We start from the raw sequence: 26,092 nt of genomic DNA, 5'->3' as shown, positions 1-26,092 counted from the left end.
GGCGGGTCAGCCCAAGCCTCCGGGAGCGGGTCAGCCCGACCTGCCGGGCGGATCACCTCCCCAGCCCGCAGACCGAATCAGCCTGACCTGCCGGGCGGACCACCTTCCCCAGCCTGCGGGGCCGATCAGCCCAACCTGCGCCGGGTGGGTCAGCCCAGCCTGCGGGGGCCTCCGTCCAGGCGTGGGCCTGCCGGGGTGCGCAGGGTGGCGCGGGCGCCGAGGATCATTACGTCCGATTCGCCCACGAGCACCTGGTCCAGGTCCAGGCGGGCGACCTCCGGCAGGTCGTTGGCCAGGCGGCCGACGCGTACGAGCAGGTCCTCCAGGGCGTCCACGGCCACGGGCGGGTAGCCGTACTCGCCGAAGAGCAGCGGCGCCGCGCGTACCGAACGGACGAGGGCGACGGCGTCCTCACGGGTGAGCGGGGCCAGGCGGAAGCCCTGGTCGAGCAGGAGGCGCGCGGTCACCTCGCCGAGCCCGAAGGAGACGACGGGGCCGAACGCCGGATCCTCGATGACGCCGATGACCGTGGGGACGGCGGGCTGGGGCGCCATGCGCTGGACCGCCAGCTCCACCCTCTGTCCTGGGTGGTCGGCGAACTCGGTGTAAGCGTGGCGGACCATCTCGGGGCCCGTCAGTCCCAGGCGCACGGTGCCGGCGCGGCGCGAGGCGCCAGGGTCTGCCACCTTGACCACCACGGGCCAGCCCAGGCGCTCCGCGGCGGCCACGGCTTCGTCGGGGGAACGGACGATCTCGGCGGGCCAGACGGTGAGGCCGTAGCAGGACAGGAGCTCGGCGGCATCGATCTCGACCGGAGGCCCAGGCTCCGCGAACACCCCAGAGGGCCCGACCCCCGCCTCCGCCCCCGGCTGCCCGGCCACCGCACTGAGCGCCGATCGCCCAGCCACCCCACCGGACACAGGCCGCCCGGCCACCCCGCTGGGACCCGGCTGCCCGGCTGCCTCCGACCCCGGTTGGCCCGCCGTCTCCGGTCTCGATTCGGCCGCCGCCTCCGGGCCTGGCTGTTCGGCCGCGTCTCCTGGTTCCGGCTGCACGGCTGTTTTCCCTGGACCTCGCTGCCCTGGTGTCTCTTCGGGGCCTGGCTCGCTGGGTTCGGCGTTCGGCCCGGTCTTGGAGGGAGTTGCGTGGTTCGTGCTCGGTCCCGACTGGGTTTGCGGGGGTGTTCCCGTCGCGGTGGGGAGTGCGGTGTGGACCAGGGTTCGGGCGCGGGCGGTGTCGATGCCGTCCAGTTCGGGCGGCGGCACCGCGGGGTGGGCGCGCCAGGTCGCGTACCGCACCACCTGGGCCAGCGCGCGTACCGCCTCCTCCGGCGCCGCGTATGAGGGGATGGAGCCGCGCGAGGGCGTCGTGCCCGACCCGCACGGCGTCTCCACGCGCAGCGCAGGGTGCATGCCCAGATGTCCCCTGAACGTGGCCAGGACCGGCTTGCTGACGTCTTTGGAGACCCGCAGCAGCTCGGCCGCCACCTCATCCGACTTGCCGGGAATGGGCGGCATGTAGATCACGACGGCGGCGTCCACGTCGGAGGAGGCCAGTTCGCCGGCCAGCGCCGTGCCGAACTCCGACGCCCCCGCGGCGGGCCCCAGGTTGACCGGGGGGCGGGGTTCGAGCCCCGCGGCCAGGCAGGCGTCGGCGGCGAGGAGGCCGAGCGCGTCGGAGTTGGTCACGAGCGCGACCCTGGGACCGGCGGGCAACGGCTGGTAGGCCAGGAGCTGGCCCACGTCGAAGAGCTGGATGAGGTCGTCCACCCTGATCAGCCCCGCCTGCGCGAACAACGAGCTGATCGCGGAGTCGGGCAGCCCCAGCTCCTCAGCTGAGTGCCCCGAGGGGGTGCCGCCGCTCTTGACCACCACGATCGGCTTGTTGCGGGCGATGCGCCTGGCCAGCCGGGTGAACTTGCGTGGATTGCCCAGGGACTCCAGGTAGAGCAGGATCACCTCGGTCGCGTCGTCTTCCTCCCAGTACTGCAGCAGGTCGTTGCCCGACACGTCGGCCCTGTTGCCGGCCGAGACGAACGACGAGATGCCCATGCCGCGCTGCGCCACCCGCTGGAGCAGGGCGGTGCCGAGCGCGCCCGACTGGCTGAAGAAGCCGACCTTGCCCCTGCCGGGCACGGTGTCGGCGAGGGTGGCGTTCAGCTTGACGGCGGGGTCGGTGTTGGCGATGCCGAGGCAGTTGGGGCCGACGACGCGCAGGCCGTAGGAGCGGGCGATGCGCGCGAGTTCGTCCTGTCTTGCCCGCCCCTGCGCGCCCGTCTCACCGAACCCCGATGAGACCACGACCAGCCCGTGCACGCCCTTGCGCGCGCACTCCTCGACCACGTCGATCACGCCCGAGGCGGGGACGGCCACCACGGCCAGGTCGACGTCGCCGTCGATCGCCGTCACGCTCGGGTGGGCCCGCACGCCCGCCACCGCCCGCACCTCCCGGTGCACGGGGTAGACGGGGCCGGTGAAGTCGGCGGCCAGCAGGTTGCGCAGGACGGTCTGGCCGACTCCGCCCGGCTCGCGGGAGGCGCCGATGACGGCGACCGAGCGCGGCGTGAGGAGCCTGGCGATGGACCTGGACTCGGCCCGGTGCTCGCGGGCGGCCGTGACCTCGGCCGAGGTGTCGGTGGGGGTGAGGTCGAGCGTCATGCGGACGACGCCGTCCTCGAACTGGCTCTGCGCCGTGTAACCGGCCTGGCGCAGCAGGCCCGTCATGCGCATGTTGGCGGGCAGCACGTCGGCGATGAAATGTTCGATGCCGCGTTCGCGGGCCGTGGCCGCCAGGTGTTCCAGCAGGACGGAGGCCACTCCCCTGCCCTGGTGTGCGTCCTCGACGAGGAAGGCCACCTCGGCCTCGCCCGGCCCTGTGCGGTCGTAGCGGATCACGGCCACCATCTCGGCGCCGATGGTGGCGATCAGCGCGACGCGGTTGACGTAGTCGACGTTGGTGAACCGTTCGACTTCCCTGTCGGACAGCCGGGGCCTGGGCCCGAAGAACCGGAAATAGATCGACTCGTCGGACAGCCGCGAGTAGAAGGAGCGGAGGCGGTCGGCGTCGGCGGGCTTGATCGGGCGAACGTGCGCGGTTCCGCCGTCGGCGAGAACGACGTCGGCCTCCCAATGGGCCGGATAGGGTGCCTCCACAGTCTCGAGAGTAAACCCGCATCCCATATGCCAAGACCGGAGGCCCAGTTGGGCAACGCTTGTGCATCGAAGGTCGTCTGGTGTCCTGGGTCCGCCCCACCGACCGCCTGGAAGCTGTTAGTTTTGCCGTGGCCGGCTCGTTCTGAAGGCAGCAAGGTGGTGACATCATGACGCGGGTCGTCGTGGTGGGCGATCTCATGACCGACGCGGTCGCGCGCGCCCAATATGCGCTCGCCAGGGCGAGTGACACGCCGGCGATCGTGACCATGCACGGCGGCGGATCAGGAGCGAACATCGCCTCCTGGCTGGCCGTCGAGGGTGCCGAGGTGGCCTACATCGGCCGCAGAGGCGCCGACATCACGGGCAGAAACCGCGACATGGAGCTGATGGGCTATGGCGTGGACGCCCGGCTCGTCATGGACCCGGAGCGGCCCACCGGCACGTGCGTGGTGCTCGTCACGCACAAGGGCGAGCGCACGATGCTCTCCGACCCGGGCGCCAACGCCGCGCTGTCTCCGGAAGACCTGCCGCGCGACCTGTTCACGCAGGGCACGCACCTTCATGTGTCGGGCTACACGCTGATCAACGAGGGCTCGCGCGACGCCGGTCTCGCGGCGCTCGACATGGCCAGGCGCGGCGGGATGACGATCTCCATCGACTGCGCCTCGTCGGCGCCGCTGGAGCGCACGGGCGCCGAGCCGTTCCTGGAGTGGACCAACGGGGTCAAGCTGCTGTTCGCCAACATCGACCAGGCCAAGGTGCTGACGGGCCGCGACGACGCCGAGGCCGCCGCCAAGGTGCTGACCGCGTGGTTCCCGCAGGTCGTGATCAAGATGAGCGCCGAGGGCGCGCTGTGGTACAGCAACGGCCGCCCCGATCCGGTGCGCGTTCCCGCCGAGCCGGTCGACAAGATCGTTGACGGTACGGGCGCGGGCGACGCCTTCAGCGCCGGGTTCCTGCCGTCGTGGCTGGCGGGCAAGCCCCCGGCCGAGGCGCTGGCCTCCGGCTGCCGGTTGGCGGCCAAGGCGATCATGCACTTGGGCGCACGGCCCCCGTTCTAGGGGAATGTGGGGCGCTATGGTGGTCAAAGCCTGAAATAGCGCGACATAGGGAGCCGGATGCAGGGCGTGCGCCCGCTGAGGTCGAGCGACCCCTCGTCGGTCGGCCCCTATGCGCTCACCGGCTTTCTCGGGGAGGGCGGCCAGGGCAGCGTCTACCTGGGGCTCTCCCCCTCCGGCGAACAGGTCGCGATCAAGCTGCTGCACGCCCGGTTCGCCGAGGACGAGCAGGCCGTGCGCCGCTTCCGCCGCGAGGCCGAGTCGGCCCGGCGGGTCGCCGAGTTCTGCACCGCCCGGGTGCTCGAAGTCGGGACCGTCGAGAACCAGCCCTACATCGTGGGCGAGTACGTCGACGGGCCCTCGTTGCAGCAGCACGTCACCCAGGAAGGGCCGATCCGCGGGCCCGGCCTGATGCGGCTGGCGATCACCACGGCCACGGCGCTGGTCGCCATCCACGGAGCCGGGGTGGTGCATCGCGACTTCAAACCGAACAACGTGCTGTTAGGCCCTGACGGGCCCCGGGTGATCGACTTCGGGATCGCGCGGGCGCTCGACGTCAGCCAGAGCCTGACGACCGGGATCGTGGGGACGCCCGCGTTCATGGCGCCAGAACAGTTCTTGGGAGAAGCCTCGCCGGCGGCCGACGTGTTCGCCTGGGCGGGGACGATGGTGTTCGCGGCGACGGGGCGGGGCGCGTTCGGGTTCGGGCCGCTGCCCGTGGTGATGCACCGGATCCTCAACGCCGATCCCGACCTGACCGGGGTGCCGGGTGAGCTGGCGCCGCTGCTGTGGGCGTCCCTGGCCAAGGACGCCCGATACCGTCCCACCGCCGAACAACTCATCCGCGACCTCATCCGCGCCGGCACCGCCCCGCCGCCGCCTCCCGGCTCGACCCGCCCCCTGCCCGCAGATTCCGTCCCGATGGAAGGCGCCTCCGGGCCGCCTCCCGGCTCGGCCCATCCCCTGCCGGCGGACTCCGCCCCGGCCTCTTCGGGAGGCCCGCCGCCCCTGGCCGGCGCGGGCTTCTCGGGCGGCGCAGCCGGACCGCCTGGCGCAGGACCCATGGGCGGCGCGCTCGGATCATCGCCCAACGGGGGCGCAGGCCCCGGCACGGGCCCCTCCGGTGGGATGCCATACCCGGTGGGCGACCCACCGTACGGCCGGCAGACCCCACCGCAGGGCTGGCAGGTTCCGCCTCAAGGGATGCCGCCCCGCCAGGCCACCACCACCGCCCCCTCCAAGCGGATCCGCAGGACGCTGATCCCCGTCGCCGCCGCGACCACCGCGCTCATGGTGGGCGCGGCAGTGTGGTTGGTGTCCCAGGCGAACCAGCCGGGCGTCGCCCGTCCCACCTCGTCTCCCGTCGCCGAGATGAGGTTCGGGGCGGCGGAGGAGGCCGTGGCGATGCCGTCCGCCAAGACGGGCGGCACCCTGCGGGTCGTCTCGACGTCCACCCCGGAGACCGACCCCGGGAACATGTACCTGCCGGACTCCCTCAACCTGGTGAGGCTCTACGGCCGCTCGCTGACGATGTTCAGGCCGGTCCCGGGCCAGGCGGGAACGCAGGTCGTACCGGATCTGGCCGAATCGCTCGGCGTGCCGAGCGACGGCGCCAAGACCTGGACCTACAAACTCCGACAGGGCCTGAAATATCAGGACGGGACGCCGATCACGGCCAAGGACGTCAAGTACGCGGTGCTGCGCGCCATGGACGCCGACCTGTCCAGCGGGCCCAGGTACTTCGACCTCATGCTCGACCTCCCCTCCGGCTACCAGGGCGGCTACAGGTCCGCGAACGTCAACACCGACGCGGCCGTCGAGACCCCCGACGAACGCACGATCGTCTTCCACCTGAAGGCCCCGTATTCGACGTTCGACCAGGTCGTGCAGCTCCCGGACACCGTCCCGGTGCCGGCGGCGAAGGACACGAAGGTGCAGTACGGCAAGAACGTCATCGCCTCCGGCCCGTACAAGATGGAGTCCGTGACGGACAACAAGGTCATCCTTGTACGCAACGACCAGTGGTCCGCCGCCACCGACCCCAACCGCAAGCCGCTGCCCGACCGGTACGAGATCGAGTACGGTCTGTCCTCCCAGGACGCCTATCAGCGGCTCAAGAGCGGCACCGCCGACATCGGCCCCGTCGTCCCGAACGAGAACACGGCACAACTGCTCGGCGACCCCCAGCTCAAGGCGCGTGCGGACGCGCCCGTGACGAGCACCGTCCGGATGCTGGCGATCAACCCGCAGGTGCCGCCGTTCGACAAGGTCGACTGCCGCCGGGCCGTCGTCCAGGCGCTCGACCTGAACCGGCTCCGGCTCGCCTACGGGAGCGAGCAGAAGCCGCTGCCCACGTCACTGCTGCCGCCGGCGGTCCCCGGCCGCCACTACGCCGACCCGAACCTCACCCCGGACGGCTCTCCTGAAGCGGCCAAGCGGTCGCTGGCGGCGTGCGGCCACCCGACGGGGTTCACCGCCACATACATCTACCGCGACGTGCCCAACGAGGTCCGCGCGGCCCAGACCGTGCAGGCCTCCCTCGCCAGGGTCGGCATCAAGGTCGCCCTTCAGCGGGCGTCCGTCCTGGATTTCCACAAGACGTTTGCCGGCAGTCCCGCCTACCTCAAAAAGCAAAAAATCGGGCTGATCTCCAGGAGCTGGGGGCCGGACTGGCTCGATCCCGATTCGTTCCTGACGCTGTCGGCGGACAGCCGGCAGATCACCGAGGAGTACTCGTTCAACGTCAGCGTCCGCGACAAGGCGCTCGACTCGCTCATGGACCGGGCCAGGGCGGAGATCGACGCCGGCAAGCGGGCGGGCCTGTGGTCGCAGGTCGAGTCGAGCCTGGCCGCGCAGGCCGTGCTCGTGCCGATGGCGTGGCAGAGCTTGCTCCTGCTGCGCGGGCAGCGGGTCACGAACGTGCACTTCAGCCCGGCGTTCGCGAACTACGACCTGCTCACCACGGGCCTCAGCTGACCGTCGCCAGGGCCAGGGGCAGCACGGCGGGGGCGCCCGCGTGGCGGATGAGCGCCGCGCCCAGCGTCATCGTCCACCCCGTGTCGACGCGGTCGTCGATGAGCAGGACCGGACCTCCGCACTCGGCGACCGCGGAGGCCACCTCTTTCGGCATGGCCAGCGTGGCCCTGATGGCCTGCACCCGCTTGGCGCTGTTGAACTGCTGCCCGGGCGAGCCCGCCCGATAGCCGAGCTCCCCCAGGTAGGACAGCCGCCCGATCTGCGCCAGCCGTTCGGCGAACGACCGCACCAGCGCGGGCCGCGTCGCGGAGGGCACGCTGACCACGGCGACGGGACGCTCTGTCCAGTCCCACGCCGACAACACCTGCACTACTGCCTTGAACATGTCGTCGGCCATCGGCCCGTCGCCACCGTTGAACAGCTCGCGCAGCCGGTTGCCCCAGCCGATGTCGGTCAGCCGCCCCAGCGCCCGCCCCGGCTCCGCGCCCAGTTCGGGCTTGATCCGCCCGGACAGGTCGGCCAGCCCGGTCGGCCACTGCCTGCGGGCCTCGATCTCGACGCCGGGCCTGCTCAGCCGTTCGCGGGCGCTCTCGACGGCCTGCGCGCCGATCTCGGGCGAGCGGTGCCGGCCGGTGCAGTTGTCGCAACGGCCGCACGGCGTGGCGCTGTCGTCGTCGAGGTGCCTGCGCAGGTACTGCTCGCGGCACTCGGACGTGGTCAGGTAGGCGAGCATGGCATCCTGCTCGGCCTTGCGCTCGGCGGCGATGCGGGCGTAGCGCTCGGCGTCGTACGCCCACGGCTCGCCGGTGGCCTCCCAGCCGCCCTTGACCCGCCGGACCGCGCCGTCGACGTCGAGGACCTTGAGCATCATCTCCAGGCGGCCGCGGCTGAGGTCGACGGCGGTCTCAAGAGCTTGGGTGGACATGAGGCCGCGCTCTTCGAGCGCCTGGAGCGTGGCGCGGACGACGGGCTCGGGCGGGAACGCCAAAGAGGCGAAATAGGCCCAGATGTCGCGGTCTTCTGTGCCGGGCAGCAGGATCACCTCGGCCCGTTCGACGCCACGCCCGGCCCTGCCGACCTGCTGGTAGTAGGCGACGGGCGACTGCGGCGCCCCCACGTGCACCACGAACCCCAGGTCGGGCTTGTCGAAGCCCATCCCGAGCGCGCTCGTGGCGACCAGCGCCTTGATCTTGTTGTTGAGCAGCGCCTCTTCGGCCGCCAGCCGCTCGGACGGCTCGGTCTGGCCCGAGTAGGCGGCCACTTCGAGGCCCTGGTCGCGCAGGTAGCCGGCGATCTCGTGGGCGGCGGCGACGGTCAGGGTGTAGACGATGCCCGAGCCGGGCAGTTCGCGCAGCGTCTGGCCCAGCCAGGCCAGGCGCTGCTCGGCGCTCGGCAGGCGGACGACGCCGAGGTGGAGGCTCTCGCGTTCGAGCGGCCCGCGCAGCACGAGCGTGTCGTCGCCCTCGGAACGCAGCTCAGGGGGCAGGCGGAGCTGCTCGGCCACGTCGCGGGTGACGCGCGCGTTGGCGGTGGCGGTGGTGGCCAGGACGGGGATGCCCGGCGGCAGCTCCGCGAACAGCGTGGCCAGCCTGCGGTAGTCGGGCCTGAAGTCGTGGCCCCAGTCGGAGATGCAGTGGGCCTCGTCGACCACGACGAGCCCGGCGCTCTCGGCCAGCTCGGGCAGCACGTTGTCGCGAAAGTCGGGGTTGTTGAGCCGTTCGGGGCTGACCAGCAGCACGTCGACCATGCCGTCGGCGACCTGGGTGTAGATCTCCTCCCACGCCTCGGGGTTGGCGGAGTTGATCGTGACGGCCTTGATGCCGGCCCGCTCGGCGGCGGCGATCTGGTTGCGCATCAGCGCGAGCAGCGGCGAGACGATGACCGTGGGGCCCTCGCCCAGCTCGCGCAGCAGGGCGGTGGCCACGAAGTAGACGGCCGACTTTCCCCAGCCGGTGCGCTGGACGACCAGCACCCTGTGCCGGTCGAGGACGAGCGCCTTTATGGCGGCCCACTGGTCGTCGCGCAGGCGGGCGTGCTCACCCGCCAGCGCCCGCAGCCGCTCCTCGGCCTCTTCGCGCAACATCCCGGCATCGGCGTCAATCATGCCCCCCTTGTTACCAGCTTTCCCCGACAAAGGACGCCTCCGGGCCGCACGGACCGGCATAAAGAATCCGGCGGAACCGGTTGCCGGACGGCTCAGGTGTCGGCGTGCTCGGGGAAGGCGTTGATCGTGACGCGGTGCATGCGTCGGCGTTCCGTGTAGTCGGCCACGGCGTAGTGCTGGGTCGGGCGGTTGTCCCAGAATGCCAGCGTGCCGGGCCGCCACCGGAGCCTGACCTGGTACTCGGCCGAGCGGATGTGGTCGATGAGGAACGGCAGCAGCGCCTCGTTCTCCCGTTCGCTCAGCCCCACCAGGCGGGTCGTGGAGGCGCGGTTGACGAACAGCGCCTTGCGTCCGGTCTCGGCGTGCACGCGCACCACGGGACGTTCCACCGGCGGCCACTTCGCCTGGACCTCGGCCAGGTCGAACGGGTAGCCCTTCGCGATCGCCTTCTTCATCGACATCGTGATGTCGTGCACGGCCGTCAACTCGTCGCACAGCCGCCGCATCGACGGCGAGAGCGTCTCATAGGCCAGGTACGTGTTCGCCCAGCACGTGTCGCCGCCCACGCCGGGCAGTTGGACGCAGCGCAGCAGGGAGCCCATCGGGGGTGTGGGCTCGAAGGTGTTGTCGCTGTGCCATTCGTCTCCGCCCTCGCCCTTGGGGTTGGTCTGGTCGAGCACGTGGATGGGGCTGTCGGCGTCCTTCTTGAAGGCGGGGTGGTTGAGCGTGCCGAAGTTCAGGGCGAACTGCAGGTGCTGCCCGTCGTCGACGTGCTGGTCGCGGAAGAAGAGCACGAGGTGTTCCAGCCAGCCCGTACGCAGGGTCGCGACCTCTTCCGGCGACAGCGGCTTGCGCAGATCGACCCCGGTGACCTCGGCGCCGATGTGCTTGGTCACGGGATGGAACTCGATCATGACCCCTCCGGGGAAACTGGGAACCCTCACCCCGAACGTACGACCAAGCAATTGCTTGGTCAAGCCTACACATACCGGACTCTTAACCGGAGGAGTCGCGGGCACCCGAATACCTTCGGCACAATGTTCGACATGGCCCGACGCACGACTGCACCCCCGCCCGAGGATTTCGAGGAGCGCATCGTCGACATCGACGTCTCCTCGGAGATGCGCAAGAGCTATCTCGAGTACGCCTACTCGGTGATCTACCAGCGGGCGCTGCCCGACGCTCGGGACGGTCTCAAGCCCGTGCAGCGGCGCATCCTCTACTCGATGAGCGAGATGGGGCTGCGCCCCGACCGCGGCCACGTCAAGTCCTCGCGCGTCGTCGGCGACGTCATGGGCAAGCTCCACCCCCACGGCGACACCGCCATCTACGACGCGCTCGTCCGCCTGGCGCAGCCGTTCTCCATGCGCCTGCCGCTGGTCGACGGCCACGGCAACTTCGGCTCCCCCGACGACCTTCCCGCCGCCATGCGTTACACCGAGGCCAGGCTGGCCCCGGCGGCGATGCTCATGGTCGAGTCGCTCGACGAGGACACCGTCGACTTCAAGCCCAACTACGACGGGCAGGAGACCGAGCCGGTCGTCATGCCGTCGGCCTTCCCCAACCTGCTGGTCAACGGCACCAGCGGCATCGCGGTCGGCATGGCCACCAACATGGCGCCGCACAACCTCGCCGAGGTCGTGGCCGCCGCCCGCCACCTGATCAAGAAGCCCGACGCGACGCTCGACGACCTGATGAAGTACGTGCCGGGCCCCGACCTGCCGACCGGTGGCACGATCATCGGCCTGCAGGGGGTGCGCGACGCCTACGAGAGCGGGCGTGGCACGTTCCGCATGCGGGCCAAGTGCACGGTCGAGCAGATCACGCCGCGCCGCAAGGGCATCATCGTCACCGAACTGCCCTACAACGTCGGCCCCGAGCGTGTGGTCACCAAGATGAAGGAGCTGGTGACCAGCAAGAAGCTCCAGGGCATCGCCGACCTGAAAGACCTCACCGACCGGCACAAGGGCCTGCGGCTGGTCATCGAGATCAAGAACGGCTTCATCCCCGAGGCCGTCCTCGAGGAGCTCTACCGGCTCACGCCGATGGAGGAGACGTTCGGCATCAACAACGTCGCCCTCGTCGACGGCCAGCCCCGCACGCTGGGGCTGCGCGAGATGCTGCAGGTCTACGTCGACCACCGGATCGAGGTCGTGCGCCGCAGGTCGGAGTTCCGCCGCCGCAAGCGCGAAGAACGCCTCCACCTGGTCGACGGCCTCATCATCGCGCTGCTCAACATCGACGAGGTCATCCAGGTCATCCGCGCCTCCGACGACTCCGCACAGGCGCGGGCGCGTCTGATGGAGGTCTTCGACCTGACCGAGATCCAGGCCGCCTACATCCTCGACACGCCGCTGCGCCGCCTGACCCGCTTCGACAAGCTGGAACTCGACCGCGAGAAGGAGACGCTGAGCGAGGAGATCGCCAAGCTCACCGAGATCCTCTCCTCCGAGGCCAAGCTCCGCCAGGTCGTCTCCGCCGAGCTGGCCGACGTGGCCAAGAAGTACGCCACGCCGCGGCGCACGGTCCTGCTGGAGTCGTCCGGCGCCGCCCGCACCGCCGTGGTCGACCTGCAGGTGGCCGACGACCCGTGCCTGGCCATGCTCTCCTCGACCGGCCTGCTGGCCCGCACCGCCGACGCCTCGCCGCTGCCGGGCGAGGGCGAGCGCTCCGCGCACGACGTGCTCGTCTCCGCCGTGCGCACCTCCGTACGCGGTGAGGTCGGCGTGGTGACGTCCCAAGGCCGGCTGATCCGCGTCCAGGTCGTGGACCTGCCGACGCTGCCTCCTTCGGCCAACCCGCCGTCGCTGTCGGGCGGCCATCCCGTCTCCGAGTACGTCTCGCTCGAGCCCGACGAGAAGGTCGTCGGGCTCGGGTCGCTCGATCCCGACGGCCCCGGCCTGGCCCTGGGCACGGCGAAGGGCGTGGTCAAACGCGTGGTGCCCGACTATCCGGCCAACCGCGACGACTTCGAGGTGATCACCCTGAAGGACGGCGACACCGTGATCGGGGCGGTGGAGCTGGTGTCGGAGGAGCACGACCTGGTCTTCATCTCCTCCGACGCCCAGCTTCTGCGCTTCCAGGCCTCACTGGTGCGCCCGCAGGGCCGTCCCGCTGGCGGCATGGCGGGGATCAAGCTGGACGACGCGGCGCGAGCGATCTGGTTCGGCGTCGTCGATCCAGAACGTCCCGCACAGGTGATCACGATCGCCGGGTCGTCCACGGCCCTGCCGGGCACGCAGGTCGGGGGCGGCAAGCTCTCCGACTACGCCGACTTCCCCGCCAAGGGCCGGGCCACCGGCGGGGTGCGGGCGCAACGCTTCCTGAAGGGCGAGGACGAACTGCTGCTGGCCTGGGCCGGGCCCGCGCCCGCCAAGGCGGTCTCGTCGGTGGGCAAGCCGGTGCCGCTGCCGGACGAGGTCGGGCGCCGGGACGGGTCAGGCGTCCGCCTCACCCACACCATCGGCGCCATCGGCGGCGCCCTGGCCTCCGGCCCCGAACCCGCGCCTGGGGGCGGTGCCAGGCAACTCCCGGCCGATGACACGGAGGACGCCGGGGACGAGTGACCGGGCCCCCGCCCCAGGCGGCCGAGCACGCCGTGGGGCGGGGGTAACTTTTGTCGTCCTGCCGATGTTATGAATCGCGGACCGGCACCGATCTCATCGGAGAGAGCGCTCTCTCCAACCGGGAGGTACCGTGTTCCGATCCAGACCCTCGTTATGGGCGGCGGCCCTGGCCCTGATCGCCCCGCTCATCGCGGTGCCGCCGGCGCAGGCGGCCGCCGACCCGCTCACGATCACCGACTTCGAGTCCGACGGCGTCCCCGCGGGCGTGTACGCCTGGGGCAACGACGCGCCCTCGACCCCGGCGCTCACCGTCGAGCAGGGCCCCGACAGGCCGGGGGCGACGGCGACGAACCGGGTGCTCAGGAGCGTCTACGCCATCAGCCAATGGGGCGGCTGGTCCCATGACCTGGCCGCCACCCAGGACTGGTCCCCGTACGAGGGCTTCTCCTTCTGGGTCGACGGCGCCGGATCAGGACAGAAGATCTTCTTCGAGATCAAGGACGGCGGGGGCGGAGCGGGCGCGGCGGAGCTGTTCGAGTCCTCGTTCACCGACGACACGGCGGGCTGGCGGCAGGTCAGGGTGCCGTTCTCGAGCTTCACCCGCCGCGCCGACTACCAGCCGGGCGGCGCGCCGACCGACGGCGAGCTGGACCTGGTCGCCATGTGGGGCTATTCGATGCGCCTGCCCACCGCGAGCGGCACGCTGCTGTGGGACCAGGTCGAGCTGTACGGCACCGCTCCCCCGCGCCCGGTGCGGCTGAGCACCGACAGGCCGGTCTATCCGGTGAACGAGAAGGGCGAGGCGAAGGTCGCCGTCACGGTCACCACCGCCACGGGCACGCCCCTGGCCTCCGACCTGGCCGTGGCCTACAGGACCGGTACGGGCACCGCGACCGCCGGCGCCGACTACACCCCGGTCGAAGGCACCCTGACCTTCCCTGCGGGCACGGCGTCCGGCTCGACCAGGACGTTCACGGTCAGGGCGCGGCAGGACGGCGTGAACGAGGTCGCCGAGACCATCCCGATCGAGTTGTCCGGCACGGGCACCCGGCCTCCGGCCGAAGCGCCGATCGTCGTGATCAACGCCCATGGCCTGCCCTACCTGAACGCCGCCGAACCGATCAAGGAGCGCGTCGCCGACCTGCTGTCCAGGATGACCCTGGAGGAGAAGGTCGGCCAGATGACGCAGGCCGAACGCGGGGCGCTGGCCAAGCAGAGCGACATCGCCACGTACCTGCTGGGCTCGCTGCTGTCCGGCGGCGGCTCGTCGCCCGCGCAGAACACCCCTCGGGGGTGGGCCGACATGATCGACGCCTTCCAGCTCCAGGCCCAGCGGACCCGTTTGCAGGTGCCGCTGATCTACGGCGTGGACGCGGTCCACGGCCACAACAACGTGGCCGGCGCGACGATCTTCCCGCACAACGTCGGCCTCGGCGCCACCCGTGACCCGGCCCTGGTCGAGCAGACGGGCAAGATCACGGCCAGGGAGGTCAGGGCCACCGGCGTCCCGTGGGACTTCGCGCCGTGCCTGTGCGTCTCGCGCGACGACCGGTGGGGGCGGGCCTACGAGTCGTTCGGAGAGGACCCCGCGCTGGTGACGCGGATGGCCACGATCGTGGACGGGCTGCAGGACAACGGCGTGCTGGCCACCGCCAAGCACTACGCCGGCGACGGCGGCACCGCGTACGGCTCCTCGACGACCGGCGACTACACGATCGACCAGGGCGTCACCAAGGTCGGCCGCAAGGAGTTGGAGGCGGTCCACCTGGCGCCGTTCAGGGAGGCGGTCAGGCGCGGCGTCGGCAGCGTCATGCCGTCCTTCTCCAGCGTCGACTTCGGCGACGGCCCGCTCAAGATGCACACGCACAAGGAGCTGATCACGGACGTGCTCAAGGGCCGGCTCGGCTTCAAGGGCTTCGTGATCAGCGACTGGCAGGCGATCGACCAGATCCCCGGCGACTACCCGAGCGACGTGCGCACGTCGATCAACGCCGGACTCGACATGATCATGGTCCCGTACGCGTATCCGGCGTTCACCGACGCGCTCAAGGCCGAGGTCGAGGCCGGGCGGGTGCCCGTCAGCCGGATGGACGACGCGGTGGCCAGGATCCTGACGCAGAAGTTCCGGCTGGGGCTGTTCGAGCGGCCGTACGCCGACCGCTCCCGCATCGGCGACGTGGGCTCGGCGGCGCATCGCACGGTCGCCCGCACCGCGGCGGCCAAATCTCAGGTGCTGCTGAAGAACGCCGGAGGGCTGCTGCCCCTGCGCCGCGACGCCAAGGTGTACGTGGCCGGCTCCAACGCCGACGACATCGGCAACCAGACGGGCGGCTGGACGATCAGTTGGCAGGGGTCGTCGGGGCCGATCACGCCGGGAACCACGATCCTGGCGGCCATCCGTTCGCGGGCGGCGTCCGTGACCTATTCGCGCGACGCCTCGGCCGCGCCGGCCGGGCACGACGTGGGCGTGGTGGTCGTGGGTGAGACGCCGTACGCGGAAGGGCAGGGCGACGTGGGCCGCGCGGGCCGCACGCTGAGCCTGTCGGCCGCCGACCGGGCCGCCGTCGAGAGGGTGTGCGGGGCGATGAAGTGCGTCGTCCTGGTCGTCTCCGGACGTCCGATGGAGCTCGGCGACCTGTCGGGCGTCGAGGCCGTGGTGGCCGCGTGGCTGCCGGGCACCGAGGGCGACGGTGTGGCGGATCCGCTGTTCGGCGCGGTGCCCTACACGGGGCGGCTGCCGTACACGTGGTTCCGCTCGGCGGCGCAGGTGCCGATCAACGTGGGTGACGCCGCCTACGATCCGCTGTTCCCGTACGGGTGGGGCCTGCGGACCGACCGGGGCCGCGACCGGCTCAAGGCGGCCCGCGACAAGCTGTCCGGCGGCGACGGCCCGTCGAGGGCGGCGGCCGCGACACTGACACCGGCTCTGGCGGGCCGCAACTGGAACGCCGACGGCTCCGTCCGCGACACCAGGGCCGTCCTGGGCGCGCTGGGCGCGGCGGCGTCGCTGCTCGAACGGTCGGACAGCGACTCCTTCACCCTGGACGACGCCGTGGTGTCGGTGGCCAGGGACGTCGCGCAGAGCGCGGGCAAACGGCCCGACCTGCAGGCGACGGCCGACCACGAGCTGGCGGCGGGCAACCTCAGGAAGGCGGTGGACCTCCTGGCGCAGGCGGCCCGCTGACCGGGGGCTCAGCCCACGCAGAGGCAGAACGGGTGCCCGGCCGGGCCGAGGAAGACACGGAAGCTGCCGTCCTCGCTCGGCTGGTGCTCGTGCTTGATCGCCCCGATCTCGATGCCCTTCATCACTCACCTCTCCGACTCGACGACAATGGTTGTCATGGCTGCCAACTCGTTCATGGTCCCGCTCGGCACTCCCGCGCCCGCCTTCGACCTGACCGCCATCAGCGGCGGCAGCGTCGCGCTCGCCGATCTCAAGGGCTCACCCGCCACCCTCGTGGCTTTCCTGTCCAACCACTGCCCGTACGTGCGGCACATCGAAGACGGCCTCAGCCGGCTCGCCGCCGACTACGGCGCGCGGTTGTCGGTCGTGGCCATCTGCAGCAACGACAGCGTCAATTACCCCGATGATGATCCCACGCACCTGGCGGAGCAGGTCGCGCGGGCGCATTTCGCCTTCCCTTATCTGCTCGACGACACCCAGGAGGTCGCCAAGGCGTACCGGGCGGCGTGCACGCCCGATTTCTTCCTGTTCGACGCGCAGTTCCAGCTTGTCTACCGTGGCGAGTTCGACGGCTCCAGGCCCGGCAACAAGGTGCCCGTGACCGGCGCGTCCCTGCGTGCGGCCATCGACGCCGTGATGGAGGGCGACGACGTCCCCGGGGAGCAGAACCCTTCCCTGGGGTGCGGCATCAAGTGGAAGCCCGGCAACGCCCCCGCCTGACGTCCGGGGGTCTCCTTCGCATCGGCCGTTTTCTCTATGATCACAGGCACTTACGCACCTTTGACCGAGAGTCGCCGCTGATGCGAAGGAGCCCGCTCATGGTCGCACGATCGACGCCCAGGCCCAGGTGCGGCAGCTCCAGGACGCGGTGACGGCCCAGCGGTTCGACGTGTTCGTGGTGCAGGCCAACGACGGCGCGGCGGTGGTGCCGGCCGTCCGCTCCGCCGTACAGGCCGGGATCTCCGTCGTCGTGCACTTCACCCCGGCCGCCTGGTTGTCGGGGATCGGCGTGCGTCCGGTCCGCGTGGGCGTGTTCGCGATCAGCGGTGTCTGCGCGGCGCTGGCCGGGCTCGTGCTGGCCGCCCGGGGCGGCTCGGCCCAGGCCGACATGGGCACCCTGCTGGAGCTGACCGCGATCGCCGCGGCCGTGATCGGCGGCACGAGCATCCTCGGCGGCCAGGGGGCCGTCTGGCGCGGCATGGTGGGCGTGCTGATCCTGACGCTCATCGGGAACGGCTTCAACCTGCTCGGCTGGAACTCGACGTACCGGCCGATCGTCGAGGGGCTGCTCATCCTGACCGCTGTGAGTGTTGATCACGCGCTCAGGCATCGCCGGGATGAACTGGAAAGATCGTAAACTGCGTCACGAACACGTTACGATCTGCTTTGAGATATTTCACGGTGCTTATCCGAAAGGCCGCGATGACCAACCCCTCGCGCGTCCCAACGGGGATCAATCCCAACGTCCCCAACGCGGCGCGCATGTACGACTACTACCTCGGTGGTAAGGACAACTTCGCGGCCGATCGGGAGGCCGCCGAGAAGATCATGGCGCTGGGCCCGAGCAGGGAGATCTGCCTGGCCAACCGGCGTTTCCTCGGCAGAGCCATACGACATATCGCCCATGAAGGCATAAAGCAGTTCATCGACCTCGGCACCGGCCTGCCGAACCAGAACAACGTCCACGAGGTCGCCCGCACGGTCCACCCCGACGCCCGCGTCGTCTACGTCGACTACGACCCCGTGGTGATCGTCCACGCCCGCGCCCTGCTGGCCGGAACCGACAACAACATCACCATCGTCCACGCCGACGTGCGCGAACCCGCTACAATCCTCGACTCCCCCGAGACCACGCGGCTGATCGACTTCCGCGAGCCCGTCGGGGTGGTGTTCCTGGGCGTCCTGCACTACCTCACCGACGCCGACGACCCCTGGAGCGTGGTGGCCGCCTTCCGCGAACGCATGGCGCCCGGCAGCGGCCTGATCGTCTCCCACCTCACCGACGACGCGCACCCGGAGGTCGGGGTGGCGGCCAGGGAGGTGTACGACGAGGCGGACGCACCCCTGGTACACCGCAGCCACGACCAGGTGTCCCGGATGTTCGACGGGTTCCGGGTGCTCGAACCCGGGGTGGCGCATGTGGCGGAGTGGCGGCCCGACGAGGCCTGGGAGAAGGAGCTGGCGGGCAGCGAATGGTGGTACGTGGGCGTAGGCCACAAGCCCTGACCGCGTATCCCACCCCCTCGACCTCCTGGGCTCCACCCAAACCCTTCGCACTTTCGGGCCCTCACCCCGGGCCCCTCGGCCTTCCACCCCTGCGGTCCCGGCGCCTTCCTCGCCGGGCAAGCCAACGGAACGGGCACTTCCCCGCCCGATAGGACCCGCCCTCGAACGGTGAGATCCGACGGGACCCCCGGACAGTGAGACCCCGGATGGCGACATCCAGACAGGGGGATCCCGTGACCGCGGGATCCCAGACGCCGGGCCGACCAGGGTGGACTGGTTGGCCCGGCCGTCGAGACCGGGTCAGGAACCGGCCGCGGCGGCGGTGATGGCGGTCGGCAGGGCGAGCAGGAGTTCGTGCGGCTCGCCACCCTGCCAGTGCCGGATCAGCCGGTTGCCCACCTCTCCCGGATCGAAGTTCTCGCACCCCAGCGGGCCGTAACACCCCGCCTGATCCAGCATGAGGATCAGCGGATCATCGTCGGGGAGGCTGCCCGCATAGGCGGCGGTGTCCAGGAGAGCCAGCGCGCTCCTGGCGTTACGACCGTCGTCCTTGGACTCCACGCGGTCGAGGCGGCGCCAGGCTTGAGCGCGCAGATACGCGGCGAGCGATGCAGACCTACTCACGACCAACCTTCTTCGATCACGTACATAGGGCTACGACATCATCACTCAAAGTGAGGGAGGTTCGTGTGGCGTTTACCAAGTCCAGCCATTAGCCACCCCGAAAACCACCAACTTTTGAGGGTGGTGGATTATTTGTGGCATGAGTGCGTTCGACGACCTTTATGCCGCCAACGCGGAGTTCGCCAAGAGGTTCGGCAACTCCGGACTCACGGGCCGGGCAGCGCGCGGGCTGGCCGTCGTGACCTGCATGGACTCCCGCATCGACCCACTCGGGCTGCTCGGCTTGAAAGCCGGGGACGCCAAGATCCTCCGCAACGCCGGCGCCCGTGTGACGGACGACGTGTTGCGCACCCTCGTGCTGGCCGTCTACCTGCTCGGCGTCGAGCGGGTGCTCGTCATGCCTCACACGGACTGCGGCATGACGAAGGTGACAGATTCGGACGTACACGCCCTCACCCATGACCGCGGAGTGGACACCCGCAGCCTCGAGTTCCACACGGTGCCCGACCAGGGCGAGGCGCTCCGCCACGACCTCACCCGCATCAGGACGACCCCGTTCCTGCCGGAGGGCATGCCGGTGGCCGGGGCCATCTACGACGTCCGCACCGGCCGCCTGAGCCCCATCGACTTCTGACGCCGACCGAGGCCGAAGGCGGAGTAAGCCCCTCCAGCCCGCTCCGCCCCTTCCCTCCCAAGACCACGCCCGGCACCCTGGAGGCCGTCTACGGGGCGCTCAGCCACGCCCAGCCCCCTTTCCGGCCGCCGCGGTCAGGACCGAAAGCCCCATAGGGCTCCGGCAGACACCCCAACAGCGACCATCCGGGTTGCCACCCCCGCTGGGCGCGCTCTCATCCCAGATCGACACGCCCGTGGGCTCGCTCGGGTGAGCCCACGCAGACCACCAGACGACCCGACCCATCCAACAGCCGCCAGACACCCCGACGCCCGGCGAACCACCGGACAGCCCGACGGCGCTGGGCGGGGTGGAAGGGGGTTAGCCGGTCAATTGACCGCTCAGGCGTCGATGTGGTCGCGGTCCACTTCGGCCGCGCTGCTTACGATGAACTCCCGCCGCGGCGCGACGTCGCTGCCCATCAGCAGGTTGAAGATGCCCTCGGCGCCCTCGGCGTCCTCGATCTGCACCCGGCGCAGGATCCGGTGCCGGGGATCCATCGTGGTCTCCGCGAGCTGGTCGGCGTCCATCTCGCCCAGACCCTTGTAACGCTGCACCGGGTCCTTCCAGCGTTTGCCGCGTCGTTCCAGATCCCGCAGCACCTTCTGCAGCTCGGCGTCGGAGTAGCAGTAGATGTACTTGTCCTTGCCCCTGCCGGGGTTGGTCAGCTCGATGCGGTGCAGCGGCGGCACGGCGGCGAACACGCGCCCGGCCTCGACCATCGGCCGCATGTAGCGGTGGAAGAGGGTCAGCAGCAGGCAGCGGATGTGGGCCCCGTCGACGTCGGCGTCGGCCATCAGGATGACCTTGCCGTAGCGGGCGGCCTCGATGTCGAACGAGCGCCCCGACCCGGCCCCGACGACCTGGATGATGGCGGCGCACTCGGCGTTCTTGAGCATGTCGCTCACCGACGCCTTCTGGACGTTGAGGATCTTGCCCCGGATCGGCAGCAGCGCCTGGAACTCCGAGTCGCGGGCCAGCTTGGCCGTGCCGAGCGCGGAGTCACCCTCGACGATGAACAGCTCGCTGCGGTCGACGTCGTCGCTGCGGCAGTCGACCAGCTTGGCGGGCAGGGCGGAGTTTTCCAGCGCGCTCTTGCGCCGCTGGTTGTCGCGGTGCTCGCGGGCCGCGATGCGGGCTTTGGCGGCGGCGACGATCTTCTCCAGTATGGCCCGCAGCGGCTGCTTGAAGCCCCGCGGCGGGTTGGCGAACAGCTCTCTGAGCTCGCGCGAGACCACGTGGGAGACGATGCGGGTGGCCGCGGAGGTGCCGAGCACCTCCTTGGTCTGGCCCTCGAACTGCGGCTCAGGCACCCTGACGGTGACCACGCCGGTCAGACCTTCTGAGATGTCGTCCTTGGTGACGGGGTCGTCGCTGTTCTTCAGCAGGCGGGTCTCGCGCAGCAGCTCGTTGATCGTACGGGCCAGGCCACGCTCGAACCCGGTCAGGTGCGTGCCGCCCTTGGGAGTGGCGATCACGTTGACGAACGAGCGCACGGTCGACTCGTAGCCCTTGCCCCAGCGGACCGCCACGTCGACGGTGAGCTCGCGCTGGACCTCGGTGGGCGTCATGTGGCCCTGGTCGTCGAGGACCGGCACGGTCTCATGGAAGTGGCCGACGCCCTGCAGGCGCAGCACCTCGCAGACGGCCTCGTCGCGCGCCAGGAACTCGGTGAACTCGGAGATGCCGCCGTCGAAGCGGAAGACGTCCTCGACCCGCTCCTCGTGCCTGCTGTCGTAGACGGCCAGGGTCAGCCCCGGCACCAGGAACGCGGTCTGCCGCATGCGCACGTGGATCTCGTCGAGCGAGACCTCGGCGTCGGGCAGGAAGATCTGCTTGTCGGCCCAGAAGCGCACGCGGGTGCCGGTGACGTTCTTGGGGAGCTCGTCGCCGATGCGCAGGCCGGACTTCTTCTTGAACTTGGCCGTCGGCCCGTCGCCGTCGAAGATGCCGGTCACGCCGCGGCGGAAGCTGATCTCGTGTACGCGGCCGTCGAGGTCGACCTCGATGTCGAGCCGCGCGGACAGGGCGTTGACCACGGAGGCGCCCACACCGTGCAGACCGCCGGAGGCGCCGTAGGAGCCGCTGCCGAACTTGCCGCCCGCGTGGAGCTTGGTGTAGACCAGCTCGACCCCGGCCAGGCCGGTCTTCGGATGGATGTCGACGGGGATGCCCCGGCCGTTGTCGCGGACCTCGATGGAGCCGTCCGGGTAGAGCTCGACCTCGATGCGGTCGCAGTGGCCCGCCAGCGCCTCGTCGACGCCGTTGTCCACGATCTCCCAGAGGCAGTGCATGAGCCCGCGGCTGTCGGTGGATCCGATGTACATGCCCGGGCGCTTGCGAACGGCCTCGAGCCCTTCAAGCACCGACAGGTGACGAGCCGTGTAACCCGCCTCCACTAGCGTCACTCCAGCTCCCCTGGTCTAGGCATCGAACACGTGTGCGTAGCTTACCGTTCTTCCCATACGCGCGCGTACAAGCTTGCCATGGCGTCACGTTTGCCGTTACCAACGGGCTGATCGTCATGACGAACGGACACATTCCGCTCTGGGCGTAGAGAGGGGGCGGTTGGGAACGTCCACGTCCGGTTAGATGTTGTTCCAAGTGACTGACGCCAGATCCTCGCTTCGGCGGGGGTGACCCGAAAGGCGATACGTGACTGGAGCTCTCGCCCCCGTTAAGCCGCTGACGGCCCTCGACCGCTGCGACCGCTGCGGCGCCCAGGCCTACATTCGCGCGACCCTGCCCGTGGGTGGGGAGTTGCTGTTCTGCGCCCACCACGGGCGTCAGCACGTCGCAGCGTTGCGCGAAAAGGGTGCCGACATCCTGGACGAGTCGGCTCGACTCAGCGAAACCCCTGCAAATGCCCCCAACGACGAGCGCTGACCCAGCGCCTGCCGTGCTGAGATAACGATATATCGCATAGAGAACGGCGACCCTGGCACGCCCGGGGCCGCCGTTCCGCATGGAACAACCACTCCAAAGCCGGCACCCGCGATGCTGCGCCACCCGGCCCGGATCCTGCCCACGTCCTGCGCTGAATTCCCGTCTTTACGGTGGATTCACGGCGTGTCCGGGACGAAGGCCCCAGCTCCGCCCAAACGGAGAGCCGACAGAGGTACCCGAGGGCCCTGCCCCTGGTGGGGCGGTGGCACCGGACGGACACAATCGCGGGCGCACACGCCACCGAACCGGCTCAGCGCGGACTACGCAGTGGCGCCCGGCGCATCCGGCGACAAAGCCGGAACATCCACGCGCGGAAAGCTCACCGCACCCGGTAGTGGTATCGGCCCGCGACCTCGAATCCCTCGCTCCGATAGAGCCTCTGCGCCGCCTCGTTGGGCGCGGTGGTGACCAGGTAGGCGGAGCGGGCCCCGGCGTGTCGCACCAGCCCCCGCAGCACCGTTCGAGCGAATCCGCGCCGCCGCGCCTCCGGGCGTGTCGCCATGCAGTAAATCCCGAGGGTGCCGCCCTGCGGCACGGCCCGTCCGACCGCCAGCGCCACCCCATTCTCCTCAAAGGCCCCATACCAGGCCGGTACGCCGGTGCAGATGCGCTCCGCGTCCGGGAGGCCGCTCCCGCCGAACCGTCCGTCCACCGCCCACCACGTCTCCAGCCAGCCCCTCCAGGGCCGATCCTCGATCCTGACCTCGTGGGCGGCGACCGCGGAGCGGGGCGATCCGGCCATGATGACGGTGGGATCGACGACCTCGTACCCTCTGCGCGCCAGCTCCTCGTCCAGGCCGGCCGTGGCACCGGGCCCGACGGAGAAGACGCACCGCTGGCCCCGCTCGCCGTAGAACGTCTCCGCGGCCTCGATGGCCCCGGCCAGGTCGGCGGGCGCGCCCGTGGCGAGCACCGAGTTGGCCCGCTTCGTCACGCCCCCGGCATACCGCAGGACCCACCCGTCCCTGATCCGCCGCTGCTCGTAGGCCGGCCATGCTTCATGGACGAGGAGGTCGAAATCCACCCGCGCAGCCTAACCGAAGCGTCCCAGGTCAGCCGGTCCCCTAAGGTGGGGAAGCGTGCTGATGTTGCTGCCTCCGTCGGAGGGTAAGGCGAGCGAAGGAGACGGCCCGCCGCTGGCGGAGTTGTCCTTCCCCACCCTCGCCGCCTCGCGCAAGCGGGTGGTCTCCGCCCTCGTCCGGGCCTCGAAGCGGCGCGACGCCCTCGACGTGCTGGGGCTCACGCCCGGCCTGGTGGGTGAGCTGGCCAGGAACGCGGCGCTGCGTGAGGCCCCCACGCTTGCCGCGGCCGAGCTCTACACCGGCGTCCTGTACGACAATCTCGGCCTGGCCACTCTGGAGCCCGAGGCGAGCAGGCGCGCGGAGGAGTCGATTCTGATCTTCTCGGGCCTGTGGGGTGTGGTGAAGATCACAGACCGGATTCCCCCGTACCGGCTGTCGATGGGCGTCAATCTGCCGCCCATGGGCGGGCTGGCGGCGTTCTGGCGGCCCAGGATCGCCAAGGCTCTCGACCCGCTCCCGGGTCTGGTGGTGGATCTGCGCTCGGCCACGTACGCCGGCGCCTGGCATCCGGGCTCACGCGCGGTGGCGGTACGCGTGTTCAAGGACGGCAAGGTCGTCAGCCACATGGCCAAGGCCACCCGAGGCGAGATCGCCCGTTCCCTGCTGCTCGCGGGCGCCGATCCGGCCACCCCCGACGAGCTGGCCAAGCACCTGACCGACCTGGGCTACGCCGTCGATCTCACTCCGCCGCCCCGCCCCACCCGCCAGTGGACACTCGACGTGACCCTCCGCTGAGGCTGATCACGAAGAAATAACGATCCAGAAAGCCGCGAGCCCCGCACGGACAACCCGTGCGGGGCTCGCTTGCGTCTGTTGGACGGCCGGCTCAGTCCAGGTAGTCGCGCAGCACCTGGGACCGGGACGGGTGACGCAGCTTCGACATGGTCTTCGACTCGATCTGGCGGATGCGCTCACGGGTCACCCCGTAAACCTTGCCGATCTCGTCGAGCGTCTTCGGCTGCCCGTCGGTGAGCCCGAAACGCATCGACACGACGCCCGCCTCCCGCTCCGACAACGTGTCGAGAACGGAGTGCAGCTGCTCCTGCAGCAGCGTGAAGCTGACGGCGTCGGCCGGGACGATGGCCTCGGAGTCTTCGATGAGGTCACCGAACTCGCTGTCGCCCTCCTCGCCCAGCGGGGTGTGGAGGGAGATGGGCTCGCGGCCGTACTTCTGGACCTCGACGACCTTCTCGGGCGTCATGTCCAGCTCGCGGGCCAGCTCTTCCGGCGTGGGCTCGCGGCCGAGGTCCTGCAGCATCTGCCGCTGGACGCGGGCCAGCTTGTTGATCACTTCGACCATGTGGACCGGGATGCGGATGGTCCGCGCCTGGTCGGCCATGGCACGCGTGATCGCCTGCCGGATCCACCACGTGGCGTAGGTGGAGAACTTGTAGCCCTTGGTGTAGTCGAACTTCTCCACGGCCCTGATCAGGCCCAGGTTGCCTTCCTGGATCAGGTCGAGGAACAGCATGCCGCGCCCGGTGTAGCGCTTGGCCAGCGAGACCACGAGCCGGAGGTTGGCCTCCAGCAGGTGGTTCTTGGCCCGGCGGCCGTCTTCGGCGATCCACTCCAGCTCGGCCTTGACGTCGACGGGCAGGCCGTCGGCCTCACCGCTGCCGAGCTGCTCCTCGGCGAACAGCCCCGCCTCGATGCGCTTGGCCAGCTCGACCTCCTGCTCGGCGTTGAGCAGGGGGACCTTGCCGATCTGCTTGAGGTAGTCCTTGACCGGGTCGGCCGTGGCGCCGGCGGCGGCGACCTGCGCCACAGGGGCGTCATCGTCGTCGTCGGAGAGGATGAGGACCTCGTCCTCGCCCTTCTGGACCGTGACGGTCTCGGCGACGGCCTTGCTGGGCTCGTCGTCGGAGTCGTCTGAGTCGGACTCGGAGTCGTCGGAGTCGGAATCGCCCTCGGCGACGATCTCGTCGTCGTCGACCTCGATGTCCTCGAGGTCCTCCAGCTCCACGTCGCCGTCGAGCTCGAGATCCTCGTCGTCGTCGGAGTCGGCCTTGGACTCGGACTTCGGCTTGGTGTCGGCAGGCCCAGCGTTCTTCGGCTCGGCCTTCTTGGCGGCGGCGGATGCCGCGGCCTTCTTCGCCGCCGGAGCGGCCTTCTTGGCAGGGGCCGCCTTCTTGGCGGCCGGCTCGGCTTCAGTGGTGCCCACGACCGCGGTCACGGTCTCGGGCTGCTGCTCTTTGGCGGCCGCCGCCGTCTTGGTCTTGACGGGGGCGGCAGTGCGGCGCTTTGCTGGACCACGAGACTTCTTCGGCGCAGCCGAATCCGCGGCGGTCACCACCACGGTCACGCCCTCTTTGCTGAGGTTCCGCAAGAACGCGGCGGCGTGCGACATGGGGATGTCCGCCTCCTCGAAGGCCTGACGGACATCCTCAGACTCGAGGAAACCCTGCGAGCGCCCACGCTCGAGCAGTCGCTGAATGACGGGCTCGTTCAGCTCTTGTGGCTTCGAGCGAGTCGAACTTGCAGGCGACACGAACACCTCTCGA

At 70.2% G+C, this 26,092-nt stretch carries 18 protein-coding genes; 10 read left to right on the top strand and 8 right to left on the bottom strand.

Going from position 1 to position 26,092, the window contains the following annotated elements; genetic code table 11:
* Nucleotides 1-149: 149 nt before the first annotated feature.
* Nucleotides 150-3,179: a bifunctional acetate--CoA ligase family protein/GNAT family N-acetyltransferase gene (locus ACFOY2_RS04625; RefSeq protein WP_379526642.1), complete on the bottom strand. Its 3,030-nt coding sequence runs from the start codon at nt 3,177-3,179 to the stop codon at nt 150-152.
* A gap of 140 nt (nt 3,180-3,319) precedes the next feature.
* Here ACFOY2_RS04625 and ACFOY2_RS04620 point away from each other — a divergent pair, with 140 nt between their 5' ends.
* On the top strand, nt 3,320-4,213 hold the full coding sequence (locus ACFOY2_RS04620) for a carbohydrate kinase family protein (protein ID WP_379526641.1): 894 nt from the start codon (nt 3,320-3,322) through the stop codon (nt 4,211-4,213).
* Between the two features lie 57 nt (nt 4,214-4,270).
* The gene (locus tag ACFOY2_RS04615) at nt 4,271-7,186 is read left to right on the top strand and encodes an ABC transporter substrate-binding protein (protein ID WP_379526640.1); all 2,916 of its coding nucleotides are present in this window, start codon (nt 4,271-4,273) and stop codon (nt 7,184-7,186) included.
* Here ACFOY2_RS04615 and ACFOY2_RS04610 read toward each other — a convergent pair.
* Both ACFOY2_RS04610 and ACFOY2_RS04605 read right to left on the bottom strand, forming a co-directional pair.
* Nucleotides 7,179-9,290 carry a RecQ family ATP-dependent DNA helicase gene (locus tag ACFOY2_RS04610; protein ID WP_379526639.1) on the bottom strand — a complete coding sequence of 704 codons (2,112 nt, stop codon included), beginning with the start codon at nt 9,288-9,290 and terminating at the stop codon, nt 7,179-7,181. The genes ACFOY2_RS04615 and ACFOY2_RS04610 overlap by 8 nt on opposite strands.
* A gap of 92 nt (nt 9,291-9,382) precedes the next feature.
* Nucleotides 9,383-10,204: a TauD/TfdA dioxygenase family protein gene (locus tag ACFOY2_RS04605; RefSeq protein WP_379526638.1), complete on the bottom strand. Its 822-nt coding sequence runs from the start codon at nt 10,202-10,204 to the stop codon at nt 9,383-9,385.
* Nucleotides 10,205-10,327: 123 nt separating this feature from the next.
* Between ACFOY2_RS04605 and ACFOY2_RS04600 the strand changes: the two genes are divergently transcribed.
* On the top strand, nt 10,328-12,856 hold the full coding sequence (locus tag ACFOY2_RS04600; RefSeq protein ID WP_379526637.1) for a DNA gyrase/topoisomerase IV subunit A: 2,529 nt from the start codon (nt 10,328-10,330) through the stop codon (nt 12,854-12,856).
* 130 nt (nt 12,857-12,986) lie between these two features.
* Nucleotides 12,987-16,040 (top strand): glycoside hydrolase family 3 N-terminal domain-containing protein, encoded by a 3,054-nt coding sequence (locus ACFOY2_RS04595; RefSeq protein WP_379526636.1) that lies wholly within the window; start codon nt 12,987-12,989, stop codon nt 16,038-16,040.
* 8 nt (nt 16,041-16,048) lie between these two features.
* Here ACFOY2_RS04595 and ACFOY2_RS54730 read toward each other — a convergent pair whose 3' ends face one another.
* Nucleotides 16,049-16,162, bottom strand: a complete 114-nt coding sequence (locus ACFOY2_RS54730) for a VOC family protein (RefSeq protein ID WP_449290125.1) — start codon at nt 16,160-16,162, stop codon at nt 16,049-16,051.
* A gap of 34 nt (nt 16,163-16,196) precedes the next feature.
* On the opposite strand from ACFOY2_RS54730, the gene ACFOY2_RS04590 reads away from it, so the two are divergent.
* The 3 genes from ACFOY2_RS04590 (at nt 16,197) to ACFOY2_RS04580 (ending at nt 18,266) form a co-directional block, all read left to right on the top strand.
* Nucleotides 16,197-16,760: a thioredoxin family protein gene (locus ACFOY2_RS04590; protein WP_379526635.1), complete on the top strand. Its 564-nt coding sequence runs from the start codon at nt 16,197-16,199 to the stop codon at nt 16,758-16,760.
* A 109-nt stretch (nt 16,761-16,869) separates the two neighbouring features.
* The gene (locus tag ACFOY2_RS04585; RefSeq protein WP_379526997.1) at nt 16,870-17,397 is read left to right on the top strand and encodes an ABC transporter permease subunit; all 528 of its coding nucleotides are present in this window, start codon (nt 16,870-16,872) and stop codon (nt 17,395-17,397) included.
* A 44-nt stretch (nt 17,398-17,441) separates the two neighbouring features.
* Complete coding sequence (locus ACFOY2_RS04580) at nt 17,442-18,266, top strand: SAM-dependent methyltransferase (protein WP_379526634.1); 825 nt, start codon at nt 17,442-17,444, stop codon at nt 18,264-18,266.
* 300 nt (nt 18,267-18,566) lie between these two features.
* Here the strand turns inward: ACFOY2_RS04580 and ACFOY2_RS04575 are convergent, their stop codons facing one another.
* Nucleotides 18,567-18,890, bottom strand: coding sequence for a hypothetical protein (locus ACFOY2_RS04575; RefSeq protein ID WP_379526633.1), 324 nt, complete (start codon nt 18,888-18,890; stop codon nt 18,567-18,569).
* A 139-nt stretch (nt 18,891-19,029) separates the two neighbouring features.
* Here ACFOY2_RS04575 and ACFOY2_RS04570 point away from each other — a divergent pair, with 139 nt between their 5' ends.
* On the top strand, nt 19,030-19,524 hold the full coding sequence (locus tag ACFOY2_RS04570; RefSeq protein WP_379526632.1) for a beta-class carbonic anhydrase: 495 nt from the start codon (nt 19,030-19,032) through the stop codon (nt 19,522-19,524).
* A 380-nt stretch (nt 19,525-19,904) separates the two neighbouring features.
* On the opposite strand, the gene ACFOY2_RS04565 is transcribed toward ACFOY2_RS04570, so the two are convergent.
* Complete coding sequence (locus tag ACFOY2_RS04565) at nt 19,905-21,971, bottom strand: DNA gyrase/topoisomerase IV subunit B (protein WP_379526631.1); 2,067 nt, start codon at nt 21,969-21,971, stop codon at nt 19,905-19,907.
* 247 nt (nt 21,972-22,218) lie between these two features.
* Between ACFOY2_RS04565 and ACFOY2_RS04560 the strand changes: the two genes are divergently transcribed.
* Nucleotides 22,219-22,449 carry a DUF7455 domain-containing protein gene (locus ACFOY2_RS04560; protein WP_357803853.1) on the top strand — a complete coding sequence of 77 codons (231 nt, stop codon included), beginning with the start codon at nt 22,219-22,221 and terminating at the stop codon, nt 22,447-22,449.
* A gap of 379 nt (nt 22,450-22,828) precedes the next feature.
* On the opposite strand, the gene ACFOY2_RS04555 is transcribed toward ACFOY2_RS04560, so the two are convergent.
* The gene (locus tag ACFOY2_RS04555; RefSeq protein ID WP_379526630.1) at nt 22,829-23,533 is read right to left on the bottom strand and encodes a GNAT family N-acetyltransferase; all 705 of its coding nucleotides are present in this window, start codon (nt 23,531-23,533) and stop codon (nt 22,829-22,831) included.
* 55 nt (nt 23,534-23,588) lie between these two features.
* Here ACFOY2_RS04555 and ACFOY2_RS04550 point away from each other — a divergent pair, with 55 nt between their 5' ends.
* Nucleotides 23,589-24,326, top strand: coding sequence for a YaaA family protein (locus ACFOY2_RS04550; protein WP_379526629.1), 738 nt, complete (start codon nt 23,589-23,591; stop codon nt 24,324-24,326).
* A 91-nt stretch (nt 24,327-24,417) separates the two neighbouring features.
* Here ACFOY2_RS04550 and ACFOY2_RS04545 read toward each other — a convergent pair whose 3' ends face one another.
* On the bottom strand, nt 24,418-26,079 hold the full coding sequence (locus ACFOY2_RS04545; protein WP_379526628.1) for an RNA polymerase sigma factor: 1,662 nt from the start codon (nt 26,077-26,079) through the stop codon (nt 24,418-24,420).
* Between the last annotated feature and the right edge of the window lie 13 nt (nt 26,080-26,092).

The organism is Nonomuraea purpurea (assembly GCF_042650645.1).
In the GTDB taxonomy this organism is placed as follows: domain Bacteria; phylum Actinomycetota; class Actinomycetes; order Streptosporangiales; family Streptosporangiaceae; genus Nonomuraea; species Nonomuraea purpurea.
This window is presented reverse-complemented; position numbering and strand designations above follow the sequence as displayed.